This window comes from uncultured Polaribacter sp. (genome assembly GCF_947503855.1).
Classification (GTDB): Bacteria; Bacteroidota; Bacteroidia; order Flavobacteriales; family Flavobacteriaceae; genus Polaribacter.
In genome coordinates, this window is record NZ_CANNFF010000001.1 from 35587 (window position 1) to 59395 (window position 23809).

At 32.5% G+C, this 23809-nt stretch carries 12 protein-coding genes; all 12 read right to left on the reverse strand.

Annotated elements, in window-relative coordinates; translation table 11 throughout:
• Nucleotides 1-6 precede the first annotated feature (6 nt).
• Nucleotides 7-1425, reverse strand: coding sequence for a sulfatase (locus Q0662_RS00150; protein WP_298945825.1), 1419 nt, complete (start codon nucleotides 1423-1425; stop codon nucleotides 7-9).
• A 68-nt stretch (nucleotides 1426-1493) separates the two neighbouring features.
• On the reverse strand, nucleotides 1494-2819 hold the full coding sequence (locus Q0662_RS00155; protein ID WP_298945827.1) for a family 43 glycosylhydrolase: 1326 nt from the start codon (nucleotides 2817-2819) through the stop codon (nucleotides 1494-1496).
• Between the two features lie 45 nt (nucleotides 2820-2864).
• Complete coding sequence (locus tag Q0662_RS00160; protein WP_298945829.1) at nucleotides 2865-4349, reverse strand: sulfatase; 1485 nt, start codon at nucleotides 4347-4349, stop codon at nucleotides 2865-2867.
• A gap of 6 nt (nucleotides 4350-4355) precedes the next feature.
• Nucleotides 4356-6197, reverse strand: coding sequence for a glycoside hydrolase family 2 protein (locus tag Q0662_RS00165; protein ID WP_298945831.1), 1842 nt, complete (start codon nucleotides 6195-6197; stop codon nucleotides 4356-4358).
• 52 nt (nucleotides 6198-6249) lie between these two features.
• Complete coding sequence (locus tag Q0662_RS00170; protein ID WP_298945833.1) at nucleotides 6250-7578, reverse strand: sulfatase-like hydrolase/transferase; 1329 nt, start codon at nucleotides 7576-7578, stop codon at nucleotides 6250-6252.
• Nucleotides 7579-7601: 23 nt separating this feature from the next.
• On the reverse strand, nucleotides 7602-10757 hold the full coding sequence (locus tag Q0662_RS00175) for a T9SS type A sorting domain-containing protein (protein ID WP_298945835.1): 3156 nt from the start codon (nucleotides 10755-10757) through the stop codon (nucleotides 7602-7604).
• 23 nt (nucleotides 10758-10780) lie between these two features.
• Nucleotides 10781-12151 carry a BNR-4 repeat-containing protein gene (locus Q0662_RS00180; RefSeq protein WP_298945837.1) on the reverse strand — a complete coding sequence of 457 codons (1371 nt, stop codon included), beginning with the start codon at nucleotides 12149-12151 and terminating at the stop codon, nucleotides 10781-10783.
• A gap of 47 nt (nucleotides 12152-12198) precedes the next feature.
• Entirely contained in the window at nucleotides 12199-15681 is a 3483-nt protein-coding gene (locus Q0662_RS00185) for a glycosyl hydrolase (protein WP_298945839.1), read from the reverse strand.
• 3 nt (nucleotides 15682-15684) lie between these two features.
• The gene (locus Q0662_RS00190) at nucleotides 15685-19062 is read right to left on the reverse strand and encodes a glycosyl hydrolase (protein ID WP_298945841.1); all 3378 of its coding nucleotides are present in this window, start codon (nucleotides 19060-19062) and stop codon (nucleotides 15685-15687) included.
• Nucleotides 19062-20252, reverse strand: coding sequence for an alginate lyase family protein (locus Q0662_RS00195; RefSeq protein ID WP_298945843.1), 1191 nt, complete (start codon nucleotides 20250-20252; stop codon nucleotides 19062-19064). Before Q0662_RS00195 ends, Q0662_RS00190 begins: the two co-directional genes overlap by 1 nt.
• 88 nt (nucleotides 20253-20340) lie before the next feature.
• Nucleotides 20341-20730: a hypothetical protein gene (locus tag Q0662_RS00200; protein ID WP_298945845.1), complete on the reverse strand. Its 390-nt coding sequence runs from the start codon at nucleotides 20728-20730 to the stop codon at nucleotides 20341-20343.
• 36 nt (nucleotides 20731-20766) lie between these two features.
• Nucleotides 20767-23796 carry a sugar-binding domain-containing protein gene (locus tag Q0662_RS00205; RefSeq protein WP_298945848.1) on the reverse strand — a complete coding sequence of 1010 codons (3030 nt, stop codon included), beginning with the start codon at nucleotides 23794-23796 and terminating at the stop codon, nucleotides 20767-20769.
• Between the last annotated feature and the right edge of the window lie 13 nt (nucleotides 23797-23809).

Below are 23809 nucleotides of genomic sequence, written 5' to 3' on the forward strand. Positions count from 1 at the left end.
TAGTATTTATTTTATTAAAAAATCCTTCCCCCATTTTTCTCTTAATTCTATTGAAAGCTTATTTACCAGTTCCTTATTTTCTGGTTTTTCAGCTAAATTATCCAATTCTAAAGGATCTGTTTTATGGTCAAACAACATTCTTGCATACGCAATACCATCGTCTTTAGTCCATTCTGTATAAAACAAATCGCCCTTAATCAAAGTTACAGCATCTTTAAATTTAGATACTGCCCAATCTTTTTGAGGTTTTTCGCCATTTAAAATGGGTACAAAACTTTTTCCTTCTACTGTTTTTGGAACTTCTAAGCCAACCAATTCTGCTAAACTTGGATAGATATCAATATATTCTGTAATGGCTTCTGTTTTTGTTCCTTTAGTTTTTCCTGGAACTTTAATGATTAAAGGCGTTCTTAAAGCAGTTTCAAAGGTGACATGTTTACACCATAATTTATGGTCGCCTAAATTCCAACCATGATCTCCCCATAAAATTACTATAGTATCGTCTTCTAATTCCAAACGTTTTAATTCGTCTAAAACTAAACCAATTTGTGCATCTATATAACTTACACAAGCATAATATCCGTGAATTAATTCTTTTGCTAAATCATCAGGCAAATGCCCTTTTTTAGGAATATTTTCGTAATTCCTTAACTCCCCATATCTGTGAAATGCTTGTTTTGGAGTTGTTTTTGGTTGAATATAGCTTTCAGGTAATTCAATTTGATTTCTATCATATAAATCCCAATATTTTTTTGGGGCTGTAAATGGAAGGTGTGGTTTCATTAAACCCATTGTTAGAAAAAAGGGTTGATTTGATTGCTTTAGTTTTTTTAAATCTTGAATTACTTTTAACGCTAGTTTTCCATCTCTATATACAGAATCATGCACTTCTGCAACTTCAAAAGGCAATCCTCTTTTTGTGTTTTTTCTAATTTCTTGACTTTCTGGCAATGCATAACTCCAAAGTTTATCTGGTTGCCACATTTCGTCCCAAGCAGTAACATCATCTTTATTATAATGATAAATTTTACCGTTAGAAATGGTTGTGTAGCCATTCTCTTTTAAAAGAAAAGGAAGAGATTTTGCATTAGGTACTTGTTTATCTTTTGAGGTATGTGCTGTTATGAACCGATTTCTAGTTGGTCTCATACCTGTTAATAAACTTGCTCTTGAAGCTCCACAAACAGGAATATTACAATACGCCTTGTTAAATACTAAGCTTTCATTTGCTAGTTGATCTAAGTTTGGCGATTTGATATGATTAGCTCCGTAAAAATTGAGCTCTGGACGTAAATCATCAACAGCAATAAATAAGATATTGGGCTTCTTTTTTTTGTCATCTTTTTTTTGTGCGTTATTAGAGCTACATGCTGAGATTAAGAATACTGTTAAAAATACTCCAAAACATTTTAATACAAATTTCATATTTTTTTATTTTTGATAAATTACAAACCCAAACTTTACACCCAAACTTTTATAAGATTAATAGCTATTTATTCTTTAAATCGAATCCAATCTAATAGAAGGTAACTATTTCTTGTACCTTTAAAAACTAAATAAATATCTGTTTTTTCTATACTATTATTTATTTTAGATGCTACTTTTTGAAAAGTATTCAATTGATTTTTAGTTGATAATTGTAACGTGCCAATACACTTTCCTTCTGGACTTTTAGTTCTTATTTCTAAGGTTCCTTTGGTACCTTTAAATGCAATTTTTGCAATTATGTTTTGATACTTCTTGTCAAAAGTTAAATTTGAAAACCTTACCCAATCTCCATTTTTAATATTAGAAAGGGTAAATCCGTTTTCTTTATTTCCTGTTTTATGCATTGCAGCAGATGATTTTTCATAAAACCACTCTGCTTCAATTTTATCCCAAGAAGCATTGTATTGCCCCACTCCATTTTTAAAATGTTGATCTAAAAAATTAGTATCTGTTACAATTTCACCATCATCATCTATATGACAATAGGTAATGATAGACTCTCTAAATTTGAATCCTTTTTTGAGGTAATAACACCAAATATGATAAAATTGTCCTTTCCAATTGAAAAAACTTCCATGAGCATACTCACTTAAATTGTATCCATTTCCAACAGTTCCAACACAATGGTAAGGTCCATAAATATTTTTAGAAATTGCATAATCTCTTCCCCAACTTAAATAATAGGTGTCTTTGTGTTTAAAGATGTAGTTTTTATCCATCCAATGTGGTGCTTTATTCCAAGCATCACCAATAATTTGGATTGGTTTTGGCGTTTCTGCTACAGAAATCATATCCTCATTTAATTTTGTAATATGAAAGCCTCCTCCTTCTTTATCGCCATAAATTAAATAGGGAGTTTTACGAGCATCATCATCAATTAAAATAGTAGGATCATGCATTGGAGCTACCAATGGCTTTCCTAAAGCGTCTTTAAAATTTCCTGCGGGATATTTAGCAGACATCACCCCAACTCCACGTTTTCTGTCTGAGAAGTAAAAATAATAGTTTCCGTTTCTGCTGGCTGCATCACTTGCCCAACAATCTGTACTATTATCGTCCATATAGTTGTCTTTTGGGCTTATGGTTTTCTGTAAAGTCCAAATCAACAAATCTGTAGATGAAAATACACGCCAATCTTTCATTACCCAAGTTTTATCTTTGGGACTTGCATCATGACCCGAATACAAATAAAGTGTGTCATTAAAAACGCGAACATGAGGATCTGAAACACCCAAACCTTTTAAAATTGGGTTTTGAGCTAAAAAACTATTGCACAAAAAAACACTTAAAAAATAGAGATACTTTTTTATGTGTTTTTTTTGAATGAACATTTTCTTTATTTAATTTTTTAATCCTATTGCTATTTTTATAGATACCTATTTACCATTAACTCTAGCTTTTTGCTCAACAAAATAAGGTTGAAATGTGTAGTTAGAACTAGCATCCCATTTAGAGTTTACCTTAGGTAAAAAACCTTTCATCTTTTCTATTTGAGTCTTATATTTTGGATTTCCTGCTTCATTATTCCATTCATTTGAATCTGAATTATGGTCGTAAAATTCCTCTTTTCCATCTTCGTATTGAATGTATCTATATCCATTCATCTTAATAGCATGGTTATTCATTCCAAAAGTTGTAATGGCTTTAGCTTCTACAAGTCCTTTATCTTGTTGCATCATATCCACTAAACTGTACCCTTCATTTCTCTGGTAAGCAGGTAATCCACTTAATTCTAATAAAGTTGGATAAATAGAAAGCATTTCTACAGGAGCGTCAATTTTCTTTCCTTTTGGTAAGTCTGGTCCAGCAAAAATCAATGGTGCTTTTGTGGCAGTTTCCCAAAGTGCGTGTTTTGCAAACGTACCTTTTTCTCCTAATCTGTAGCCATGATCAGACCATAAAACAATTACAGTATTATCTGCATATTTACTATTTTCTAAAGCGTCTAAAACTCTACCCAACTCATAATCTACATAACTGATACATGCCAAATATGCTTGCACAATTTTTTTCCATTCACCACTTTCTTTTGCCCATTCTGTAGATGGCATCATGGGTAAATCGTTAATTTGCATTCCAACAGGCGGAATATCATTTAAGTCATCTGATTTATAAGGTGGTGTTTGAATGTCTTCTAAAGGATATAAATCGAACCATTTTTGAGGCACATATAATGGTACATGCACACGTAAAAAACCAAGGCCCATAAAAAATGGTTTGTCATAATCTTTATGTAAACGTTCTGTAACCCAATTTACAGATTGATGATCTGGCATTAATGAATCTTTTTCTGGAAAGGCGCCCCAATCTGTACTGGTTCTGCCATATTTCTCTTTTTTAGATTTTGATGTTCCAAAACCATCCCAAACAAAACGTTTTTTTGGATATGGACCAAAACCTCTAACACGTCCTCCAGATTCATTAAAAACGCTATCAGGAGCATGAATATGAAATAATTTTCCAATACCCATAGTGTGATATCCATTTTGCTCAAAATATTCTGGCAAAAATGTAATATCGTTTGTGGCTTTATTTCCTGCTCTTCGGATTTTATTATCTGGTGTCATGCCATAGATACCCGTTGTTGAAGGTCGCAAACCCGTCATTAAGGATGCTCGTGAAGGACCACACAAAGGAGCTTGTACATGGGCGTTAGTAAACGTAACTCCCATTTTTGCAAGTCTATCAAAATTCGGTGTTTTTACATTTGAAAAATTTTGAATTGGACTAATCCAATTGTTTAAATCATCAACAGCTATAAAAAGTACATTAGGTTTAGCTGCTTTAGCTTTTTTATCATCTGATTTACAAGAACTCAACACTAAACTTATAGCAGTTAAAACTAGAACTATTTTTTTCATTGTCATCTATTTTTGTTTTACGTTTTTATAAAACTTTTGAAGTGTATAAAACGCTTTTTTCTTATTTCCTGTTTCCGATATTAATCCTTTTCTATTCCACCCATTTTGATAAGGAATTAACATTCTACGTGGACTTCTAAAATCAACTAAAGTCCAAGGAGTCATGCCACTTATTCCAGGAATTTTAGCTAAAGTTGGTAAGGTTTCTTCGTATAATAATTCTTGAAATTCTTCACTCCATCGTGTCATCTTATCTGCGTGATAGCCTTGTAATGCCCCTGCACCAAACTCCGAAATAATTACAGGCTTATTAATATCTATTTCCCATCTTATATTTTTTATATTCTCTACTGTACCACCATACCAGCCATAATACTGATTAAAGCTTAAAATATCGACTACTTGAGCAAATTCATCCTCCACAATCATAATATTTTTATTGTCTTTTCTACCATGATCTTCTAAAGCAGCACTAATTAACCTTGTATCATCTAACTTTCTTGCAGTTTTAGCAAGATTGGTTAAAAAAACGAGACGTTCGTTAGAAGTTGGGGTTTCATTTGCCATAGACCAAATAATAGCCGATGCTCTATTTTTATCTCTATGAATTAGCTCTTTTAACTGCGTCTCTGCTTTCTTGTATGTTTCTGGGTTTGTCCATTGAATGGTCCAATATACGGGTATTTCTTCCCATACGAGTATGCCCATTTGATCTGCCAAACGTATCATATTTTCATTGTGAGGATAATGTGCTAAACGCACATAATTACATCCTAATTCCTTAGCCCAACCTAATAAAACTCTAGCATCTTCTATAGACCAAGCTCTACCACCTCGTATTACATTTTCTTCATGTATTGAAATTCCTTTAAGGAAGACTTTCTTGCCATTTAATAAAATATTTGTACCTTTTGTTTCTATGGTTCTAAATCCAATATTATCTACTACTTGATCTTCAACGGTAGAAATTTTGACTTCGTACAATTTTGGATTTTTATCACTCCAATACGTTACTTTTTTGATAGGAAAAGATACTTTAGCATACCCATTAGTATCTGTAGTAACTTGTTTTTGAAGCTTTAACTCTGGAATCTCAATAGTTACCCTTTTTGAAGCTTTTGTACTTCCATTTAACTGCACGTAACCTGTAACATATTTGTTATTTGATTTGTCTAATTGAATTTTATAATCCTCTATAAAGGTGTTACCCAATTCATAAACTGTTACATCTCTTGTTATACCTCCATAATTCCACCAATCTGTACTCAATGTTGGTACTTCATCTGCAGCACGTTTGTTATCAACCTTTACAATAATAAAATTGTCTTTTTCTTTTAAAAGATGTGTCATTTCAAAATTAAATGGTGTAAACCCGCCTTTATGAACTCCTAATTTTTCACCATTTAGATATACATCTGCTCTGTAATTTACTGCTCCAAAATGTATATAATAACGTTTAGAGCTATTAAAATATTCGATATTAAAAGATTTTTTATACCAAACTGTACCTTCGTAATAAAAAAGTTTTTCTTTTTGAGAATTCCAATCACCTGGCACTAACATCGTTGGGGCAGTATCAAAGTCGTATTCTACTCTATCTGTTTTATTTTTTGGTTTTTTATTTAAAAAATAAGCACTAGAACCCGGGTTTTCTGAACCATCATGAGGTTCCATTCTGTAGTTAAAGTATCCTGTTTCATAAACATCAACTATATAGTGCCACCTTCCGTTTAAACTCATACCTTTTCTTAAATAACTATTTTGCAACAAATCGTTTGCAGAAAGTAAAGATGGTGTAATAAAGCTACAGAGTGTTAAAAAAAGTAATGTTCTAAAATATGGTTTCATATCTTGAATTTTTTGCTAGTACTTATATCATTTTTATCAAAAAAAAACGATATTATTTAGATCTAAAGGCTTTTATTTTATCTTTTAATTTCAAAACAATTTCAGGGTTTTCATTAGCAATGTTATTCTTCTCAAAAGGATCTGCATCAATATTAAACAACTGTACTTTTTCTTTTGGTTTTCTTACTGGGTCTGGAACAATAATTTTATAAGGAGGAAAAATTGCCATGTTGTAATACATACTATTTTCTATAGTATCAAAATCGTGCGCGTATACTTCTCCAAAAATTCCTTTACGAGCTTCTAATGCTTTTTTATCTAACACACTAACACCTGGTAAGTTTTTAGGTTTTTCTATATTTAAAATATCCAATACTGTAGGTACCATATCTATACTACTTGTTATAGTGGTATTATTCATTTCTGGTTTTATTTTACCTGCCAATTTGTACATAATTGGTGTACGAATTCCCATATCATAAGGTGCACGTTTAGAGTCTGACATATAACCACTTTTGTTAGGGTTTTGTCTCCATCCGTTATCACAAACATATACAAAAAGGGTATTTTCAGTTAAACCTTTTTCTTCAAACATATCAAATAATTGCCCACAAGTTTCATCAAACCACTCTATCATTGCCCAATATTTTGCTAGGTGTTCAGAGTCTGTTTTCTTTTTGTATTTTTCGTACAAACGTGCTGGTGGCGTGTGTGGTCTGTGAGGCAAGAAAGGTGCGTACCATAAAAAGAAAGGTTTCTTTTGTTTTAATGCCAAGTCTACATAATTGTTAATAGTATCTAGCCCTGTTCTTCCTATTTTTAAACCATAATCTCCATGACGACCCCCTCTTTTAGGGTCTCCATGTGTCATTCCATAATCGAAACCACCTACTTTGTGGTTTCCATGCCACCATTTTCCTGTTTGAAAAGACAAATAGCCTTTTTCTTTTAACATATCTGGCAATGTTGTTTGCTTTTCAAAAGCTGCAATAACAGGTTTGTAGGCTTCTGCTCTATTTTTTTTACTTGCTGAACGATCACCTTTTACACGTTTGTAAACTTTATCATTACCTATAATACCATGATCTTTTGGATACAAACCTGTTATAATTGTTGCCAAAGAAGGCGAACATAAAGGTGTTGGCACATAGCTTCTTGTAAACGTTAAACTTTCTTTTGCAAATTGATCTATTCTTGGAGTCTCAATATTCTCATCGCCCATAAAACTGTAATCTGTCCAAGATTGGTCATCAGATAAGATAAAAACGATGTTTGGTTGATTTTCAGCTTTTACTAAACCTGTTTCTGTTTCTTTTTTAGTTCCTTTTCCACAGGAAATTAAAATGCTTAATGCAATTAATACTAAATATTTATTTTTCATTTTTATATGTTTTATTAGTTTAATTATTTTTTAATTACTAATTTTTGTGAGTACTGTTTCCCTTTATCATCGCTAATCACTATAAAATATAATCCACTTGACATTTTGTAATCTTTGGCATTGATGGTCAACTTGTTTTGAACGGTGTTATTTGAATACACTTTTACACCTAATGTGTTATAAATGGTTAAGTTTCTCCAAAAAGCATTGCCTGATTGTATTGTAAATGAATTCTTTGTAGGGTTTGGATAAGCTTTAATATACGATAGAAAATCTATTTTTGAGAACATAGATCCTTGACATTCTATTTTTGTCTTTACTTCTATTTCATCTCCTTGAGTTACATCTATTAAAAACTGATTTGCATTGGTCTCTAAAACCAATTTTCCATTTTTAAATACTTTATATGGTGCCATTCCTTTATCTACTATAATAGCTACTTTACCATTATTTATGTTAACTTTACCAGAAAGTTTAATAGCCTCTTCAATAATTACTTGATAACATTGTTTATAATCTGAATCCTTAATAGTAATACAAAAATCATAGGTTCCTGGAGCTAAATCTTCAATTGTAATTTCATCAGTAAAATTGTAATCTACACCGTTAATTGTAACTTGATAATTAAACTTTTCTAAGGCGTTGATGGTTATTTTACCATTATTCTTTTCTTGACAAGTTTCACCAACTGTCTCAATGGTAAAGTTATTAGTTGCTATATCAGAAAAATATTCAAAGTCTAATGTGTACTCTTTATATGCTTTTCCATCTGCATCTCCTACTATCGTTTCATTAAGAAATTGTAAAGAACTTCCCTTTCCTAGATACAAATAAACATTAGTTTTTCCATCCTTTAATTCTGTACGCACAATTCCAAATTCACCTGTAAAATCTATATCAAGATGAGAAACAGAGGTATTGGAATCGTTAGAAAATATATAATCTATTATTTTAGAACCATTCACTTCTGAAACCACTTTTGCTCCAGCAATAACATCACCATTCATAATATGTGAAACAGATTTAACACTAGTATTCGTAGATTTTGAAGGTTCAAAAATATACACATAAGGTTTATCCCAAGCTTCTCCTTGTTGCCTTACAGCAACAATTTGTGTTTTCTTATTTACATATCCATTTAGTGCTTCTCGAGTTGCAGGCCCTAATGCCTTTGTATATTCACGAGTAACTCCTGCTGGCGCAAACATATTCATATAGGAATTAGTTGCCTCTAAATCGAAACGAATGTACAAAGCACCACTAGTTGGTTCTGTAACTTTGGTATTTTCAAAAAAGCGCCAACCAGGAGATTCTACTGGATCTCCTATATCATTTTGATAACGGTTCGTTGCGGAAACTGGAAGGGTTGAACCATCTATGGTTTTAATAGTTGTAGCATCGCCTATATTATGATAAACATAATCATGAAAATTATTTGTATTTAATGACTTTGAACGAAACATATCAAAATAATAAGCCGTTGTTGGACTGGTTCTAATCGCGCTTAACGTCCGTTGTTGGTCGCTATTATTTATGTTATCATCTAAAAACTGAGTTGCGAAACTAAAATTTGGACTTAATGGGTCTTCAAGATGTGCTGGTTCTGAAGAAATATTGACAGTAGTATTTTGCCATACATAAGAATTGCTTGCCCAAGACCCTTGCTGTCTTCCTTTAGAAGTACCATTCACAATTACAGTGTTGTTCCCAGCATAAAGCCTAAAATAATTGGTGTGCATTGGTATTTTACGTTCTGCAACGGTTTTAGGCATACCTCCATTAGGCGCCATAATATCACCTAATCCATACAACTCCATTGTTATACCTGTTGCATGTGAATGGACATAATGTGCGCCACCAATAATACCACACAAACCGTATAACTCGTTATTATTTTCTGTATAGTTTCGTTGAAGTGCTACACCAGCATGTTTTACGATAACAGTAGGTTTATAATCAAATTCCTGAGTTGAATTCAATGGAAATTCTTCTCCCCAAAATAAACCAAGATGATCTAGACCACCAAAGGCTGATGTACCAAAAGCTTGATTTCGTCCACCTTCGGCATTGTAATATTGTGCTAATGCTGTTTCTGCTTTATCTTGTAAATCCGTTAATCCTTTTCTTTTAGCAATACTTAATACATATCTATATAAAGATTTAGAACCATCGTTATAACGTTTTGAGTCGCCATAACGAACATAAGATCTATTTGGATGACGAAGGTTTTCAAACAAAAACACACCGTCTAAAACATTTCTGTATTTCGTAATAACGTCTAATTCCGGCTTAATTCGATCTACCATATTTAACACCAATTGAATTCGAGACATAAAGCTATAGCTTGTAGACTCAGGCCAAATACCTTGCTCTCCAAAGATTGGCATTACAGTTTTGGTGAAAGAATTTTGTCTTCTTGTACCTGTATTCCAAAACACATTAAATAAACGCTCTCGTTCTGTATCATCATCAATACATAAAATTGCTGCTAAAGCTCCAGGAGCTGTAAGAATTGGGTGATTGGAAACCAATTTACCATATTTAGTATCTCTCCCTCCAGATTCTAACAATGCATTTCCTACAACGTTTTTCATCGCTTTTTGAGCTGTTTCATTATTGTAAGGTATACGTTTTCCTGCAGTTTTATCGTAAACTTGCCTACCTTGTGTATTCAAAAAATTATAAATAAAATCATAGGCATATGCCAAATGAGGATACGTACTTCTAGGATCGTAAAAGTAGTTACCACAAATTGCTGTAGTTTCTGGAGTTCTAGGTGCTAATTCTTGAAAATAATGCCAAATTATATCAGCTGCATATTGAGCATAATCTTCATCTTCTGTTAAATAATAAAGCATCCCTGCATGTGCTGCTGAACTCAATACTTTAAAATGGGCTGAATTTGCACTACTAGTTTGAGATTCACTTAAATTATCATCATTTGCCAAAGCAATAATTGCATTTATGGTTTGTGCTGGATTTGATTTATGACCAGCAACCTTAGCATCTACATTTTTCTTTAGTTCATTCTGTGCAAATTGAGCCCAACCATATTTACTTATTTTATCTAGTACCTCTGTACGTTCATCAGTAGTTATGTGAATGATAGGGTGTTGTAAAGATTGTGCTGACAAGAACAAAACTTTGAACAAAACTATTCCTACAAGTATTTTTTTCATTTTTTTTATTTTTTTTATTTTTTTTATTTTTTAATTTTACCAAAGTTCTTCTTAACTCTTTTAATTGGTCCATTATCTCCTAACAAATACATTTTTCTAAAATCTGAACCTTTTTCTTTTTCTCCTACAATGATTCTAGCATCAGGGTGAGGGTTATCAATCAAAGCAGATATCACAAAGCCAGAGTTTTCTCTTTGTAAAAAAACCTTGTTCTTTTTAAAAGTATCACCACCATCAAAACTATCCCACCTAGCAATTTCTCCAACATCATTATTGGTTTCACTCTCTAAATAAATACTAACTTCTTTTGCTGATGTTACTTCTATATCTCCATTTCCTCTTGGAAGGTTAGTATTCTTACTTTGTAACCACTCTTTTCCATTCCACCTAAAATGTTGCATGCGCTTTGGTCCGCTTCTTTTTGCTCCAATATCTGGACCAACTAAGACACCTACATGTGGATTTCCATTTGGATCTACATCAGTGATTGCTTGAAAAGTCCAATCATCAGGTATTTTTTTAACCAGAGTTTTTTCATCTGCCATTTCTTTGGTTAAAGGTATTTCTAAAAGTTCATTTTTAACATTTTTCCATTCGCCTGTCTTGGTGTCAAAAAGCATATAATACAAATTGTGACGTTCTGGAATGTGCCCACGTGTATCTTGAGGGTTATTTTTGTCTCTACAAATATGGTAATCGAATGCAACAATAATATCACCTCCATTACCTCTACTCACCCAAGGATACCATGAATCTTCGGCTTCTATATCTGTTCTGCGTTTGTGTTTTAAAAAGGAAACCGGTTCTCCAAATGTTTTTCCATTATCAGTTGACTTTTGATACACCCAATCACTTCTATGAGCTCCATGGCGATAAAAAAAGTAGATGTCTCCATTGTCCATTTTTACAAACTGGCTATAGGTCCCAAACAATGAAACATTATCCAAGGTTTCCCAACTAGAAATATCTAAAGGTTTTTTAGAAACTGCATGTAAATTTTTACCATAACCATGGTTTCCTAAGGGATTTTCTCCATGTTTACGCATACCTCCATGACCTCCAAAAGTAATATGAATATAGCCTTCATTGTCAATAAGTAATGCAGGTTTACCATGATTATCTATTTTCTTTTTACGATTCGGGTCTTTACCCATTTCACTAATACCGGCTTTAAAAGGACCTTTCCATTCTTTGGTTTTATGATTGTACGATACTACATAAGGATCTTCTAAAGGACCTTGATACGCCACATACGTAATTCCTTTGTGATACACTCCTGAAGGGTGTTGCACAATAGCCACTGTATTCCCAAAACCATTATCAGCAAAATAATCTACCATTATGTCTTTATTCTTCTCTTCTGAAGTTACTTTTTTACTGCCATTACATCCCACTAGGAAAAAGCAAAAACAGATACTGAGAATTATTATTTTTTTTATCATTATTTTATGGGTATTATTTTTGAAACTCTTAATTTAACTGGACCAAGAAGACCTGAGGTTAGTAATTCATCGTTTTTTCTCCAATGTCTCCAAGATGAAAATGTGGTTCGTTTTGATGATCGTTTTGTGTTATTTAACAACCAATCTGGTAGTTTTTTTAGTTTATCTCCTCTTCGTTCATAATCTAAAGGCAAACCTTCATCACCAATTAGTTTGTTTGGCCATAAATTGGTTACTTTAATTTTTATAGTGTTTGTTCCTTTTTTTACAAAGCCATCAATAGTAACTCTAAAAGGTGCTTTCCATAAAGTACTTACCTTTTTTTCGTTGATAAATACTTCTGCAATTACAGCTACGCTTCCTAGATAGAGTTCTAAACTTTTATCTGATTGCAATAAATCATCAGAAATCGTAAATTCTTTTTTGTAAGATGCAGTTCCAGAAAAGTGCTGAATATTTTCGTCTTTATGATTTGACCACGATATTAGTTCCTTAAATTTTACGTTTTCTGGAACACCTGAGTTTGATGGAAAATCAACCTGCCAAGAATTTGACAAATCAATGGGTTCTGGTATTGCACTTACTGCTGCAGTTTTTGTTTTTCCTGATGCATTGGTATAAGTAATTTTACCTGTATTTAGTGTTATCCAATTTATAGCATCTTCACTATACATTAACTCAGGTTTTGATGTGTCTTTTGATAGTTTTAGAATTTGTCCTTTAGGAATAAACATAGTGCGTTCTTCACCATCAGTTTTGTAAGTAATTTTTAAGGTGGTTTTATTACCTTCTGGAATTTGATTATCTATCAATGTATCAGAAATCAGAATATCAAAAGTATTGTTTGCAACTAGTTCTTTAATTTTATTTGTAACCTCATGGGTTTTATAATTTTGAGGAATACCCTTGGTTTCCGCTTTAAACTTCCCGAATACAGCTTTTAACACTTTTAAAGTTTTACCTTCTGCATCAATTTCTATATGCTCGCGTTCCTCTGCATAAATTTGATGAATAGATTCTCCTATTTGGTATTCCATTCTAAACTCTTTTTTATAGCCCATTGCAGGATCGCAATCGCAAAACGCTCGAGACATTTTAAAGTCTAATTTGCCATCTTTTATGGCATCATTTACTTTATCTGTAATATCTATTAAACCTTCTTGAAGAAACGTACCATATTCAGCTTTTATGATTTCTAAATTCGAAAGAGCCTCCGATTTTGGTTGTTCTAATTCCATTTTAACGGATGTTAAATGGTTTGCTTTTATAGGCTTTTTAAATACTATAAAAACCGATTCTTCCACACCTAAAGATAACGGAACTGTAGTTGTGCCATCTTTGTTCTCTTTAAAAACCACCAAATCTTTCATAGTGCCTTTTTCCGAATTCCAAAGTTCTGGTTGTTTTCCTGAAACTCGAAAACGCGCTACAATATCTCTTGCCTCTTTTCTAGCATTGGCGATAAAATAAATATCAGCATTAGCTGTTTTTCTGTGGATGAAACTTAGATCTGAGTTATCGCTAGTTTCTAATTTAAAATCTGGTATTTGATTGCTTAACACAGCTTCAATTGAATTCTCCTTTACCAAATCTTTTCCCCATAATTCATCAACATAATTTTCAACAACTTTATCATTATTTGGATAACCAGTTAAACTTGGCGATTGTGTTGGTTTTTTACCAATAACTATTGCTCCACCTTCAGCCAATTCCTTTACTTTTTGTAAGGTTTCTGATTTTATAAAACTAGATTCTGGCAATACCAAAATTTTATAAGCATTTCCAACTGAAGAGTAAATTATTCCATCTTTAACAGTTAAGTCTTTCAATTTATTGGCGCCAATCAAATCATAATCAAAACCCATTTTTTTAATTTCTGGTTTTAGAAAAGCCGTATTTGGTGATGATTCTCCAGTAAACACTAAAACATCGGCAACATTTTTTCCTTGTTGTAATAAAAATTGAGATCGTGCTATATAATCTAAAAATCCTTTTCCTTGATTCCACCAAGTATTATTTCTATTAAAATCAAATCCGTGATAACTTAATGCCAAACCAGGTGCAACATCCCAAGGTTGATGTACATAAGAATGAAAAATAAAACGTGTAATGCCTTGTGCCCAAGCTTGATCTCCAATTGATTTTATGTCTGCTGGGTGTTTGTCCCAACCACCAATTCCTGTAAATGCTTCTGCACCAACAATAGCACTTCCATTTAAATGTGCAATTGAAGAAACAAATTTTGCCGAATCAAAAAACGGATATCCTCCACTCCAAAATTCACACATTACAATATCTCCTGTTGCACCTACTTGCATATTATCAAAAGGTCCCCAATAAGGTTCAACAGAGAATTTCATTCCGTTTTTATGGCATAATTCTGCAAAATGTGCGTAGTAATTTTCAGCAATTAAATCGCCAATAGTTCTTCTAAAGTCCCACAGAAAACGTTCGGATACTTCACCACTTTCTATATAATAGCCTGCTAAAGTTGGTAAAAAGGATTTTAAATCGTAACCTCTTAAGTTTTCAAATTGTGTTTCAAAACCAGTTGTCCAATTGGTGGTTTCTACCTCATAACTATCAATTAAACAATTGTTAACGGTGGTTCCTATTAAATCTCCCAGTTTATCAATGATAGGTTGTACGCCACCTGCCCAATAGGCATCTACTGCTGTTTTACTCATTTTATCCACTTCCAAACCTTTGGCTTCTGGTGGTGCAGGACGATTTGTAGTTCCAATGGGTGTGTGTCCAAATCTTAAAATAACGAATTCTCCAACTGGAGCTTTCCATTCTAAGATTCCTTGTTCAGATACTTTAGAAGTTACATCGATAACAGTTTCTTTGGGAATAATTGATTCTTGTGGAATTACTTTGGTATCTGGTAATAAATGATTTCGAATACGTTCTGACAATATTTTATAATCTAAACCTTTTATTTTTTGAGTTGCTTTGGGTTTTGGAAATGCTAAAACTGCAATGTCTTTATAGTATTCATATTTTGTTTTAGGTTTTGGTAATTGTACTTTAATTTCTTTCCCGCCTTTAATATTTAATTCACTAAAAACTACGGTTTGCATTGCATTTTTCTCGGTTACCCAAGGCCCACCACTAGAAGACCAACCTGCACTATTATGAAACGCTAATTCTAGCCCCAAACGTTTGGCTTCTTCTGCCGAGAATTTGAATAAATCTAGCCAATCTTCACTTAAATATTTTACTGGGCCTTTTGGAAACCCTAAATGCACGTTAAACAATTGTGCTTCTTGAATACCAACAGCTTTCATAGCTTCTAAATCTTTTGTAATCCCAGATTTAGAGACGTTACCACTTATCCAATGCCACCATGTTCTGGCTTTTGCTTCATTTGGCGGATTTTTAAATCCTTCTTCTAAGGTTAAGGTTTGTGCTTCTTTTTCTATAGGTGAATTGCATCCCAAACCTAAAAACAGAACAACTAAAATGACTAACTTTTTCATTCGTTATTTTCTTTTTATAATTTTTGAAGTCATTATCGTAACAGGTCCTAATAAACCTGAAGGCAATAAATCATCCGTTGCTTTTTGGAATGAATAGGCACTAAATGTTTTACGAGGACCTTCTGGAAGTGGTTGATTATTTCTGTACCAATCTGGCATTTTTTTGTATTTGCCTCTATAATCTTCTGATCCAAAACCTTGTTTTGATCTTCTAACATCATACTCTGTTTGATTGGGTAATTTTTCATCACCAATTAAACGGTTTGTCCATTGGTTGGTTACTTGAATTTCTAAAGTATTTTCTCCCGTTTTTAAAGCATTTGTTACATTTAAAGCGTGAGGCGCTATCCAACTTAACCCAACATCTTTTCCGTTTACAAGCACTTTTGCAATCACACTAACTTCTCCTAAATTGAGCTGAAATTGTTTATCGGATTGCAACATTTCTTTTTTTATGTTGAATGTTGTTGTATAAATTGCGGTTCCTGAATAGTGTTTTATTTCTTCTACTTTACTTGTTGTCCAATCAAACAATTCATCTGTTTTTAGGGTTGCTTCGTAAAAATCTTCTGCTCTAAAATTGATTTCCCAATTGCCTTTTATTTCAACTTGACTAGGAATATCACTTACATTCATAGTCCAGTTTTCTGCATCATTTACTTTTGCAGTGTAGTTTCCATTTGCATAAACTTCGGCCTGTAAATTATTTTCATCATCTAAACTGAATGTAGGTTTTGATTTTTTATCAACTGACGTAAACGTAACTTTAGGTTGATTTGCTTTTGCTGGTTTAAAAACCACAAAAACCGATTCTTGAGGATGCATTGGAATAGCAATATTTGTTCGTCCGCTTTTAGTTGAGTATTCTACTAATTTGGTAATCTCTCCAGTTTTTGCATTCCATAATTCTGGTACTTTACCTTCTACTAAAAAACTACAGTTTAGTACTTCCTTTTCTGTTAAATTATGATTGTACACAAAGTAAATATCTTCGTTTTGGGTTCGTCTGTGGTAAAAATTAAAATCTGGTTGTCCTTCAACAATTACATCTTTTTGGATTGTTTTTTCTTCAAAAATTTGTTCCCATTCGCCAGTGCTGTATGTTTTTGTATTTGACCAAATCTCTTTTACAAGTGTGTCAAATTCAGCTTTCATTTCTTTAGTTATATTGTAACCTCCTAATTTTTTAGGTTTTTTACCAACAATTAAAGCGCCTTGTTGCGATAATTTATGAATCCCTCTTAAAGTTTTTAAATTGATAATATCATTTCTCTGTAAAGACAAAGCATTATAGGTAATGCCGTTAGGTAATTTTAATTTTCCGTTTTCTACTGTTAGTCGATTTACAATTACATCAGAATTTACACAATCGTATTTATAAGCAGCTGGAAGTTTAGGTCGCATTTGGTTTGCATGAACAACATGACTTGGCGCTCTATCTCCTACAAAAACCAATACATCTAACACAGGATTTCCTTGACGTAACATATATGAACCTCTTGCCAAATAATTGAACCATTCTGGACCTGCATTGTCCCACCAAGTTTGTGTTCTATCAATATGAGACCCTACAAAACTCATACTCATTCCTGGTTTTACATGTGTATTTGGCTGGTGTGCAAAACGATGAAACATATATTCATTAATTCCATTAGTCCACTCATAATCGCCTTTTTGTTTGGCTAAAGCAGGATGAAATCCCCAATTCAATTTAGTACTTGTAAAGGCTTCTGCAGAAATTACATTTTTACCATAAATATGACCAGCAGATACAGCTGCTCTCTTATGCTTATTTGGTTTACCTAACCAAAATTCACCCATTGGAATATCTGCATTTCTCCCTGCATCCAAACTATTAAAAGGGCCTACAAATCCGTAAGGTTCTATATAGGATATTAAACCATCTTGATGACATAATTCTGTGAAATAATCGAAATAATTGGTAACCATTAAATCGCTTACCAATTGTTTCATATCCCAAAAAACGGATTCAACAGTTTCATTATTTTCTATGCTTTTACCTGCGTACATCAATAAAAACGGTGTAAAATCGTAACCAAAACGTTCTTTGAATAGCTTTTCCATGTCGTTAGTCCAGTTTTGTGGTCCCACTTCGTAACTATCAATCTCTACATATTGTAAGGCGTTTGGTGCATCAACTTTTGCTTGCTTTACCAATTTACCAACAAAAGCATCGTAATGAATTTTCAACGCTTTTTTACTAAATTTATCTACTTCCAATCCTTTACCCTCTTTCGATGAAGGCTCGTTTGTAGCTCCTGAAGCTGTAAATCCAAAACGCATAATCGTCCAATTTCCTTCTGGTAATGTTGTTTTTAAAACACCATTGCCATCCATTTTATCTGTTAAAACAAGAATGTCTTCTTTTTTAATGAATGCTTCTTTAGAAGAATTTCTAATTGAACGTCTATTTTTTCTGTAAGAAGTGTATTCCATAATATTTCCTAAAACAAGACTTGCAGAAAGTTGCATCTCATAAAATCCAGCATCCATTTCGGTTTCTATTCTAAAATAACGTGCTGTAACAGGTTTAAAGCTCTCATAGAAATAACACTCGTCTTTCCCAATACGTTCTTCTCTTGGCTTGTGAGCTACTGTAAAATTGACACCATCGTTTGATTTTAATAAAGTCAATCGCCCTTTACGTTTATTGATAAAAACATTCATTGATTGAATGGTGTGCGGTTTTCCATAATCATATTGTACCCAACCTTTTGCTTTTAAATCTGCATGTGTATTGGTTTGTTTATCGGTTGCTAGTTCTACATTAAATGCTTTATCTGAAGATGTGATTATAGGTTTAACATTTTCGTCAATCAATTCGGTTTCTAAGGTTGGATAAGCTACTACAGCAATATCTTTGTAATAGTTATGTCTCGCAGGTGGTTGTGGTAATTTTAGCTGTATTTGTTTACCTCCTTCTGTAATTACTTGGCTATTCACCACAACTTTCATTGCGTTTTCTGGGGTAACCCAAGGACCGCCACTAGACGTCCAACCATCGCAGTTATGCACTCCAAAACTCAAGCCTAGTTTTTCGCATTCTTTGGCACCATGTGCTAAAATATCTCGATGTTCTTTCGAGTTGTATGCTACATCGCCTTCTGGCAATCCCATAGATACATTAAACACCAAGACACCACCAATACCTGCTTCTTTTATGGCTTTTAAATCTTTGGTAAAGCCTTCTTTAGAAGCATTTCCGCTATTGATATGATACCAAGTTCTGGGTTTTGATGCTTGAGGCGGATTTTTAAAACCTTCTTCTAATGTTAAATTTTGACGCTCCTTTTTCTTTTCACTACAATTACTGAAACAAAAGCAAAGCATTATTAACAAAATGTAACCTAAATTCTTCATTATTTTTTATTTAATTTTTCTAGAGTAACATCAAAAGCATCTTCTTTAAATAGTTTGCGAGCCTTTTTTAAATCTGCTATTAATTTTTCTTTAGAATGCTTTTTGTCTTTAATTTGCTTGTATTTCCATTCTTTTTCTTTGATTACATAAGGCAACATAAATTCATAACCTTTTTTTATACTTCTTCCATCTTCAGATTCCATTCCCCAAAGATCTACTCCAACTTTTTTACCCAATATTGCTAATTCTAAAAAGCCATGTAAATTCATTACTGAATAGGAAAATGATTTTGTTCTCGCCAGTTCTAAAGGTTGACTTCCATCAGGTTCTATTTGATTAAAAATTCTAGCTTTTGTTGTAGTAGAAAGATAGTTTTTGACTTCTTCTATTTTATTTAAATACACTAAAATGCTTAATAATTGCACATCATAATGTGTAGCGTGGTTATTTTTCCTTGTAGCTTCTTCTTTACCAAGCTTACTGTTTTGCAACCAATTGGCATATGCTGTAAACCAGTTAAACATTCCATTTTCAATTTCTTTACTAAGGATGTTTTTATGTCTGGCTAATTCTAAAAATTCTATGATTCCAGTAAGTCCTCCAAATTCTATGATTCCAAAACATCGTCCATTATTTTTTCCAGGTATGGATTGTCCGTAATTTACATTGGGATTCATTTTTGTATCATTATTTATAAACCATTTGCTTATAAACTCTAAATTTTTGAGCGCATATTTTTTATCATTACTTAAGTAAAAAGCATTTTTTAATGTTTTTACTGCTGAAAAAAAGTTGTCCTTTTCAACATAATCTGTAAAGTTATTTCTTGTCTCTGGATTAATTTCTCCATCTTTTCTAATGTATGGTAAACCATCATCAGTCTTAGGATTTGGCCACCAATAAGGGCCAATACTCATATAATCATGTTTGCTTATACTTGGAGGTACACCTGTTTTATTTACTACAGTAAAACCATCAACATTAAGTAAATTATCTGCTTTTATTATTAGTTTATTGTAATTTTCAATAGCTTTTTTATCACCTTTTTTAATAAGTGCTTTTTGAGTTTTTAACACTTCATATTCTATAATATAAACTTTTTGATTGATTTTTTGAGCACAAGCAATACTACTTTGACCTACTAGAAGTAAAACAATTATTCTTTTAAAAAGTGATACTTTATTTTTCATACATGAAATTTTAGTCCAAAAACATTTTATCAATAAAAAGCCACCTTTTACTTTTGGCTTTTTAATTTAATTGTATTTGCCTCAATACCTAATTTTGCCTTTCTTTTAAAATAACTTTTTTAGCTACTTTAAAAGCAATCCCCATAAAAATTAGGATGATTCCAAAAGTTAAATAATCCCAATCGCCTCCTAACAATTTAACACGATTGTTTCGGCTAATTTGTTTAAAAAGCATTTGAATTATATTGGATAGAACAAACCCAAATCCAGATATAAAAAACAGTTTATTTAAAATTGTTAACAAATCTATAATTTCTGGATTTTTAGTTTTTGAATCTGTATTCACAAATTTGTCTCTGAAAAAGTTGACTAAAATGATAAATCCATACATTAGAATGATTGCTACGAAAATCTTGACAAAAACTCCAGTATGTCCGCCTAAAAATTCTGTGTTTAAATTAAATGATTGTTTGTCCATATTGTTTTTAATTGAATTTAGTGTTTCCTTAATTATTTAATCAATAAACAACTCATCTAAAAAAGGACCACTTTTTCCAGTTGTTTGTAATCGAATACTATTGGCTCCTGCTTTAAGCCTGATAATAGTTGGTACAAATCTCCAAGATTTTTCCCAACCTCCAGTTGCTTTAAATTCTAGCGTTCTAATATATTCATCATTTACATACAACTTCATAGGATGTAATTCTCCTTTGTTATTGTGCATATATCTAAAACGGATACTGTAATCGCCTTCTTCTCCATCGTTTTCTTGGTAAAATTCTACAGAACCTTCTTTGCCATTAAAATCTACAAAACCACTTCCTTTAAAACGTCTTGCAGCTCTACTTGCTGTGGTACTTCCTTTTAAAATTCCGTCTTCGGCAGAAATATTTACACCTCTACCAATCCACATATCTTTAGAATGTTCATCACCCCAAAACAACCCTTCGTTTTTACCAAAAGTTTCCTTCATTGTTAACACAATTTTACCATTTTGTTTTACAATGGCTTTGACTGTTGTGTTATCTTGAATTTCAAAAGCTCTATTGTAAACAATTCCTTTTGTTGCAGGATTGTCTCCATTTGTGGTGTATAAAATTTCTAAATTTGAGAAATCTGAATTTCCAATTAAATTAAATTGTTTCGCTTCAATAGAAATTTTGTTTGAAGTGTATAAAGCTTTATCACCCAAAATTGACCCAGTAATTATAGATGCTTTTTTTGCATTGGGTTGTTCTCTTAAAAACAGTCTTGTTTTCCCAAAAAACAAAGCTCTATAATCTGATTTTGTTCTACTTGTAGGATCAATAGGATTTCCATTTTCCATAGAGATCTTGTTTACATCACCTAGAATATTGTAGTAAACTTTATTTTCTCCATAAGGGTATAAATTATCGTTTGCATCTAAACTTTCTGAAGTGATGATATAACTTGCTTCAAAACTACCTTCAGCTGGTAGTTTTTGAAGACTTGTTTTTAATTTTGAGGGTTGCTTGCTTGTGCTAAACGATGTTCTTTTTACTTCCTTTTCATCAATATACGCTACAGCTTCCAATTTTCCTTCATGATAAGGTACCATCCATTCACATTGCATTTCATTCCAAACGGTTCCTGGTTTGTCTTTTCCTAAAGATTTTCCGTTTAAAAACAATTCTACTTCATCTGCATTCGAATATACCCAAACTGGAATTACAGTGCCTTTTTTCATTCTTGGATGTGTCCAATGAGGTAACATATGAATCATTGGTTCTGTGGTCCATTGACTTTGATAAAAATAAAATAAATCTTTTTTGAATCCTGCAACATCTAAAGCACCACCCATAAATAAATTGAAAGGCAAACCTCCATGCACCAAACCAGCCTCTCCATAATAATCAAAACCTGTCCATCTAAAGTTTCCACTATGCCATGGATGATCGCGAACAACTTCCCAGTATTTTCTTGCAGATACTCTTACAGTTGCATTGTCATAAGATGAATTGAAACTTTGTTTTCTGTTTCTCCAATTTTTAGGGTTGATTCCTTCATAAAAAAAGATTTCTTTTTCCGTTAAATTTGGCAATTCATACGTTCCTGGTAATTCATTATCTCTCCACCAAGTTTGTGTTCTGTAATAGCCTCTTGTTTGCCATGTATGTGGTGCTTCTGAAGAAATAAATGGTTTTTCAAAGGTTCTACCTTCTATGAACGATTTGGTTTCAGAACCACCATTTACCCCAGTAATATCCATATCTTCTGGGTTACCTGCACCTGATGTAAACAAACGTGTTGGATCTAATTTTTTCCCAAACTTTACCAATTCAGGTCCAATTGGACTATGCGTTTCGTTTCCTAAACTCCAAACAAAAATACTTGGGTGATTTCTGTCTCTGGTAATCCATTCTGTAACATCTCTTTGCCACCATTCATCAAAAGCTTGTTTCCCATAATCTTGTGGTGCTTTTTTATGCCAACCATCAAAAATCTCATCCATTACTAACAAACCAATTTCGTCGCAAATATCATAAAACATAGGTGGTGTTGGATTATGAGAAGGACGAATGGCATTAATGCCCATATCCTTTAAACTCTGTAATTTCCAACGTAACATGGGTTTTGTCCAAGCTCCTCCAACTGGGCCACCCTCCCAATGTTCGCAAACGCCTTTTAGTTTTACGTTTTCACCATTTAGCCAAAAACCGGTTTTGGTTTCCCATTTTACGGTTTTGAATCCGAAAGTAGTTTCAATTTCATCAATAACCTTTTTACCATCTAAAATTTGAGTGACTGCTTTATAAACATTTGGTGTTTCAGGACTCCAAAGTTTTGGGTTTTTAACTTCCAGTTCCACAAAAGGAGTTGTTGTTTTTAGCTTATCACAATTTTTATTGATTTGCTTTCCAGAAGGCGAGAATAATTTTACATCATATTTTAATCTTTTTTTGATATTAGTTATTTCAGCGTCAATTGTAACTATTGCTTTTTTATCCGAAATGGAAGGTGTTTTTATAAAAATTGAATTGGGTTTAAAGTGAATTGGGTTCACTTCAATTAATTTTACAGGAGCGTAAATTCCACATGGATGATACCAACGTGCAGAAGGTTCTAAACTATTATCTACTCTGACAGCAATTGTGTTTTTTCCTTCTTTTAAGTATTTAGAAATATCGTATCTAAAACTGATATAGCCATAAGGTCTTTTGCCTAAGTGATTGCCATTTATCCAAACTTCGGAATTCATATAAACTCCATCAAAATTGATGTAGGTAATTTTAGAAAGACTTTCTTTTTTTACATTAAAATATTTTCTGTACCAACCAATGCCTCCATCGTGATAACCACCACCTTGACCTTGATCGCCACCTTTTCTTACACCTTTTTCAAAAGACCAATCGTGAGGAACGTTTAAGTTTTTCCAAGAGGAATCATCGATATTTTCTTTTGAAAATGATGAGCTATCTTCTAATATAAAGTTCCAGTTATTGTTGAAATTGGTTTCAATACGTTGGGCATTTGTTACAAAAAATGCAAATAAAAAAAGTATTGTAAAAAAAATATTTTTCATTTTCTATTAAGTT

Coding starts and splice junctions, on each gene's coding strand:
- Q0662_RS00150 (WP_298945825.1), bottom strand. CDS start 1,425: ATGAAATTTGTATTAAAATGTTTTGGAGTATTTTTAACAGTATTCTTA.
- Q0662_RS00155 (WP_298945827.1), bottom strand. CDS start 2,819: ATGTTCATTCAAAAAAAACACATAAAAAAGTATCTCTATTTTTTAAGT.
- Q0662_RS00160 (WP_298945829.1), bottom strand. CDS start 4,349: ATGAAAAAAATAGTTCTAGTTTTAACTGCTATAAGTTTAGTGTTGAGT.
- Q0662_RS00165 (WP_298945831.1), bottom strand. CDS start 6,197: ATGAAACCATATTTTAGAACATTACTTTTTTTAACACTCTGTAGCTTT.
- Q0662_RS00170 (WP_298945833.1), bottom strand. CDS start 7,578: ATGAAAAATAAATATTTAGTATTAATTGCATTAAGCATTTTAATTTCC.
- Q0662_RS00175 (WP_298945835.1), bottom strand. CDS start 10,757: ATGAAAAAAATACTTGTAGGAATAGTTTTGTTCAAAGTTTTGTTCTTG.
- Q0662_RS00185 (WP_298945839.1), bottom strand. CDS start 15,681: ATGAAAAAGTTAGTCATTTTAGTTGTTCTGTTTTTAGGTTTGGGATGC.
- Q0662_RS00190 (WP_298945841.1), bottom strand. CDS start 19,062: ATGAAGAATTTAGGTTACATTTTGTTAATAATGCTTTGCTTTTGTTTC.
- Q0662_RS00195 (WP_298945843.1), bottom strand. CDS start 20,252: ATGAAAAATAAAGTATCACTTTTTAAAAGAATAATTGTTTTACTTCTA.
- Q0662_RS00200 (WP_298945845.1), bottom strand. CDS start 20,730: ATGGACAAACAATCATTTAATTTAAACACAGAATTTTTAGGCGGACAT.
- Q0662_RS00205 (WP_298945848.1), bottom strand. CDS start 23,796: ATGAAAAATATTTTTTTTACAATACTTTTTTTATTTGCATTTTTTGTA.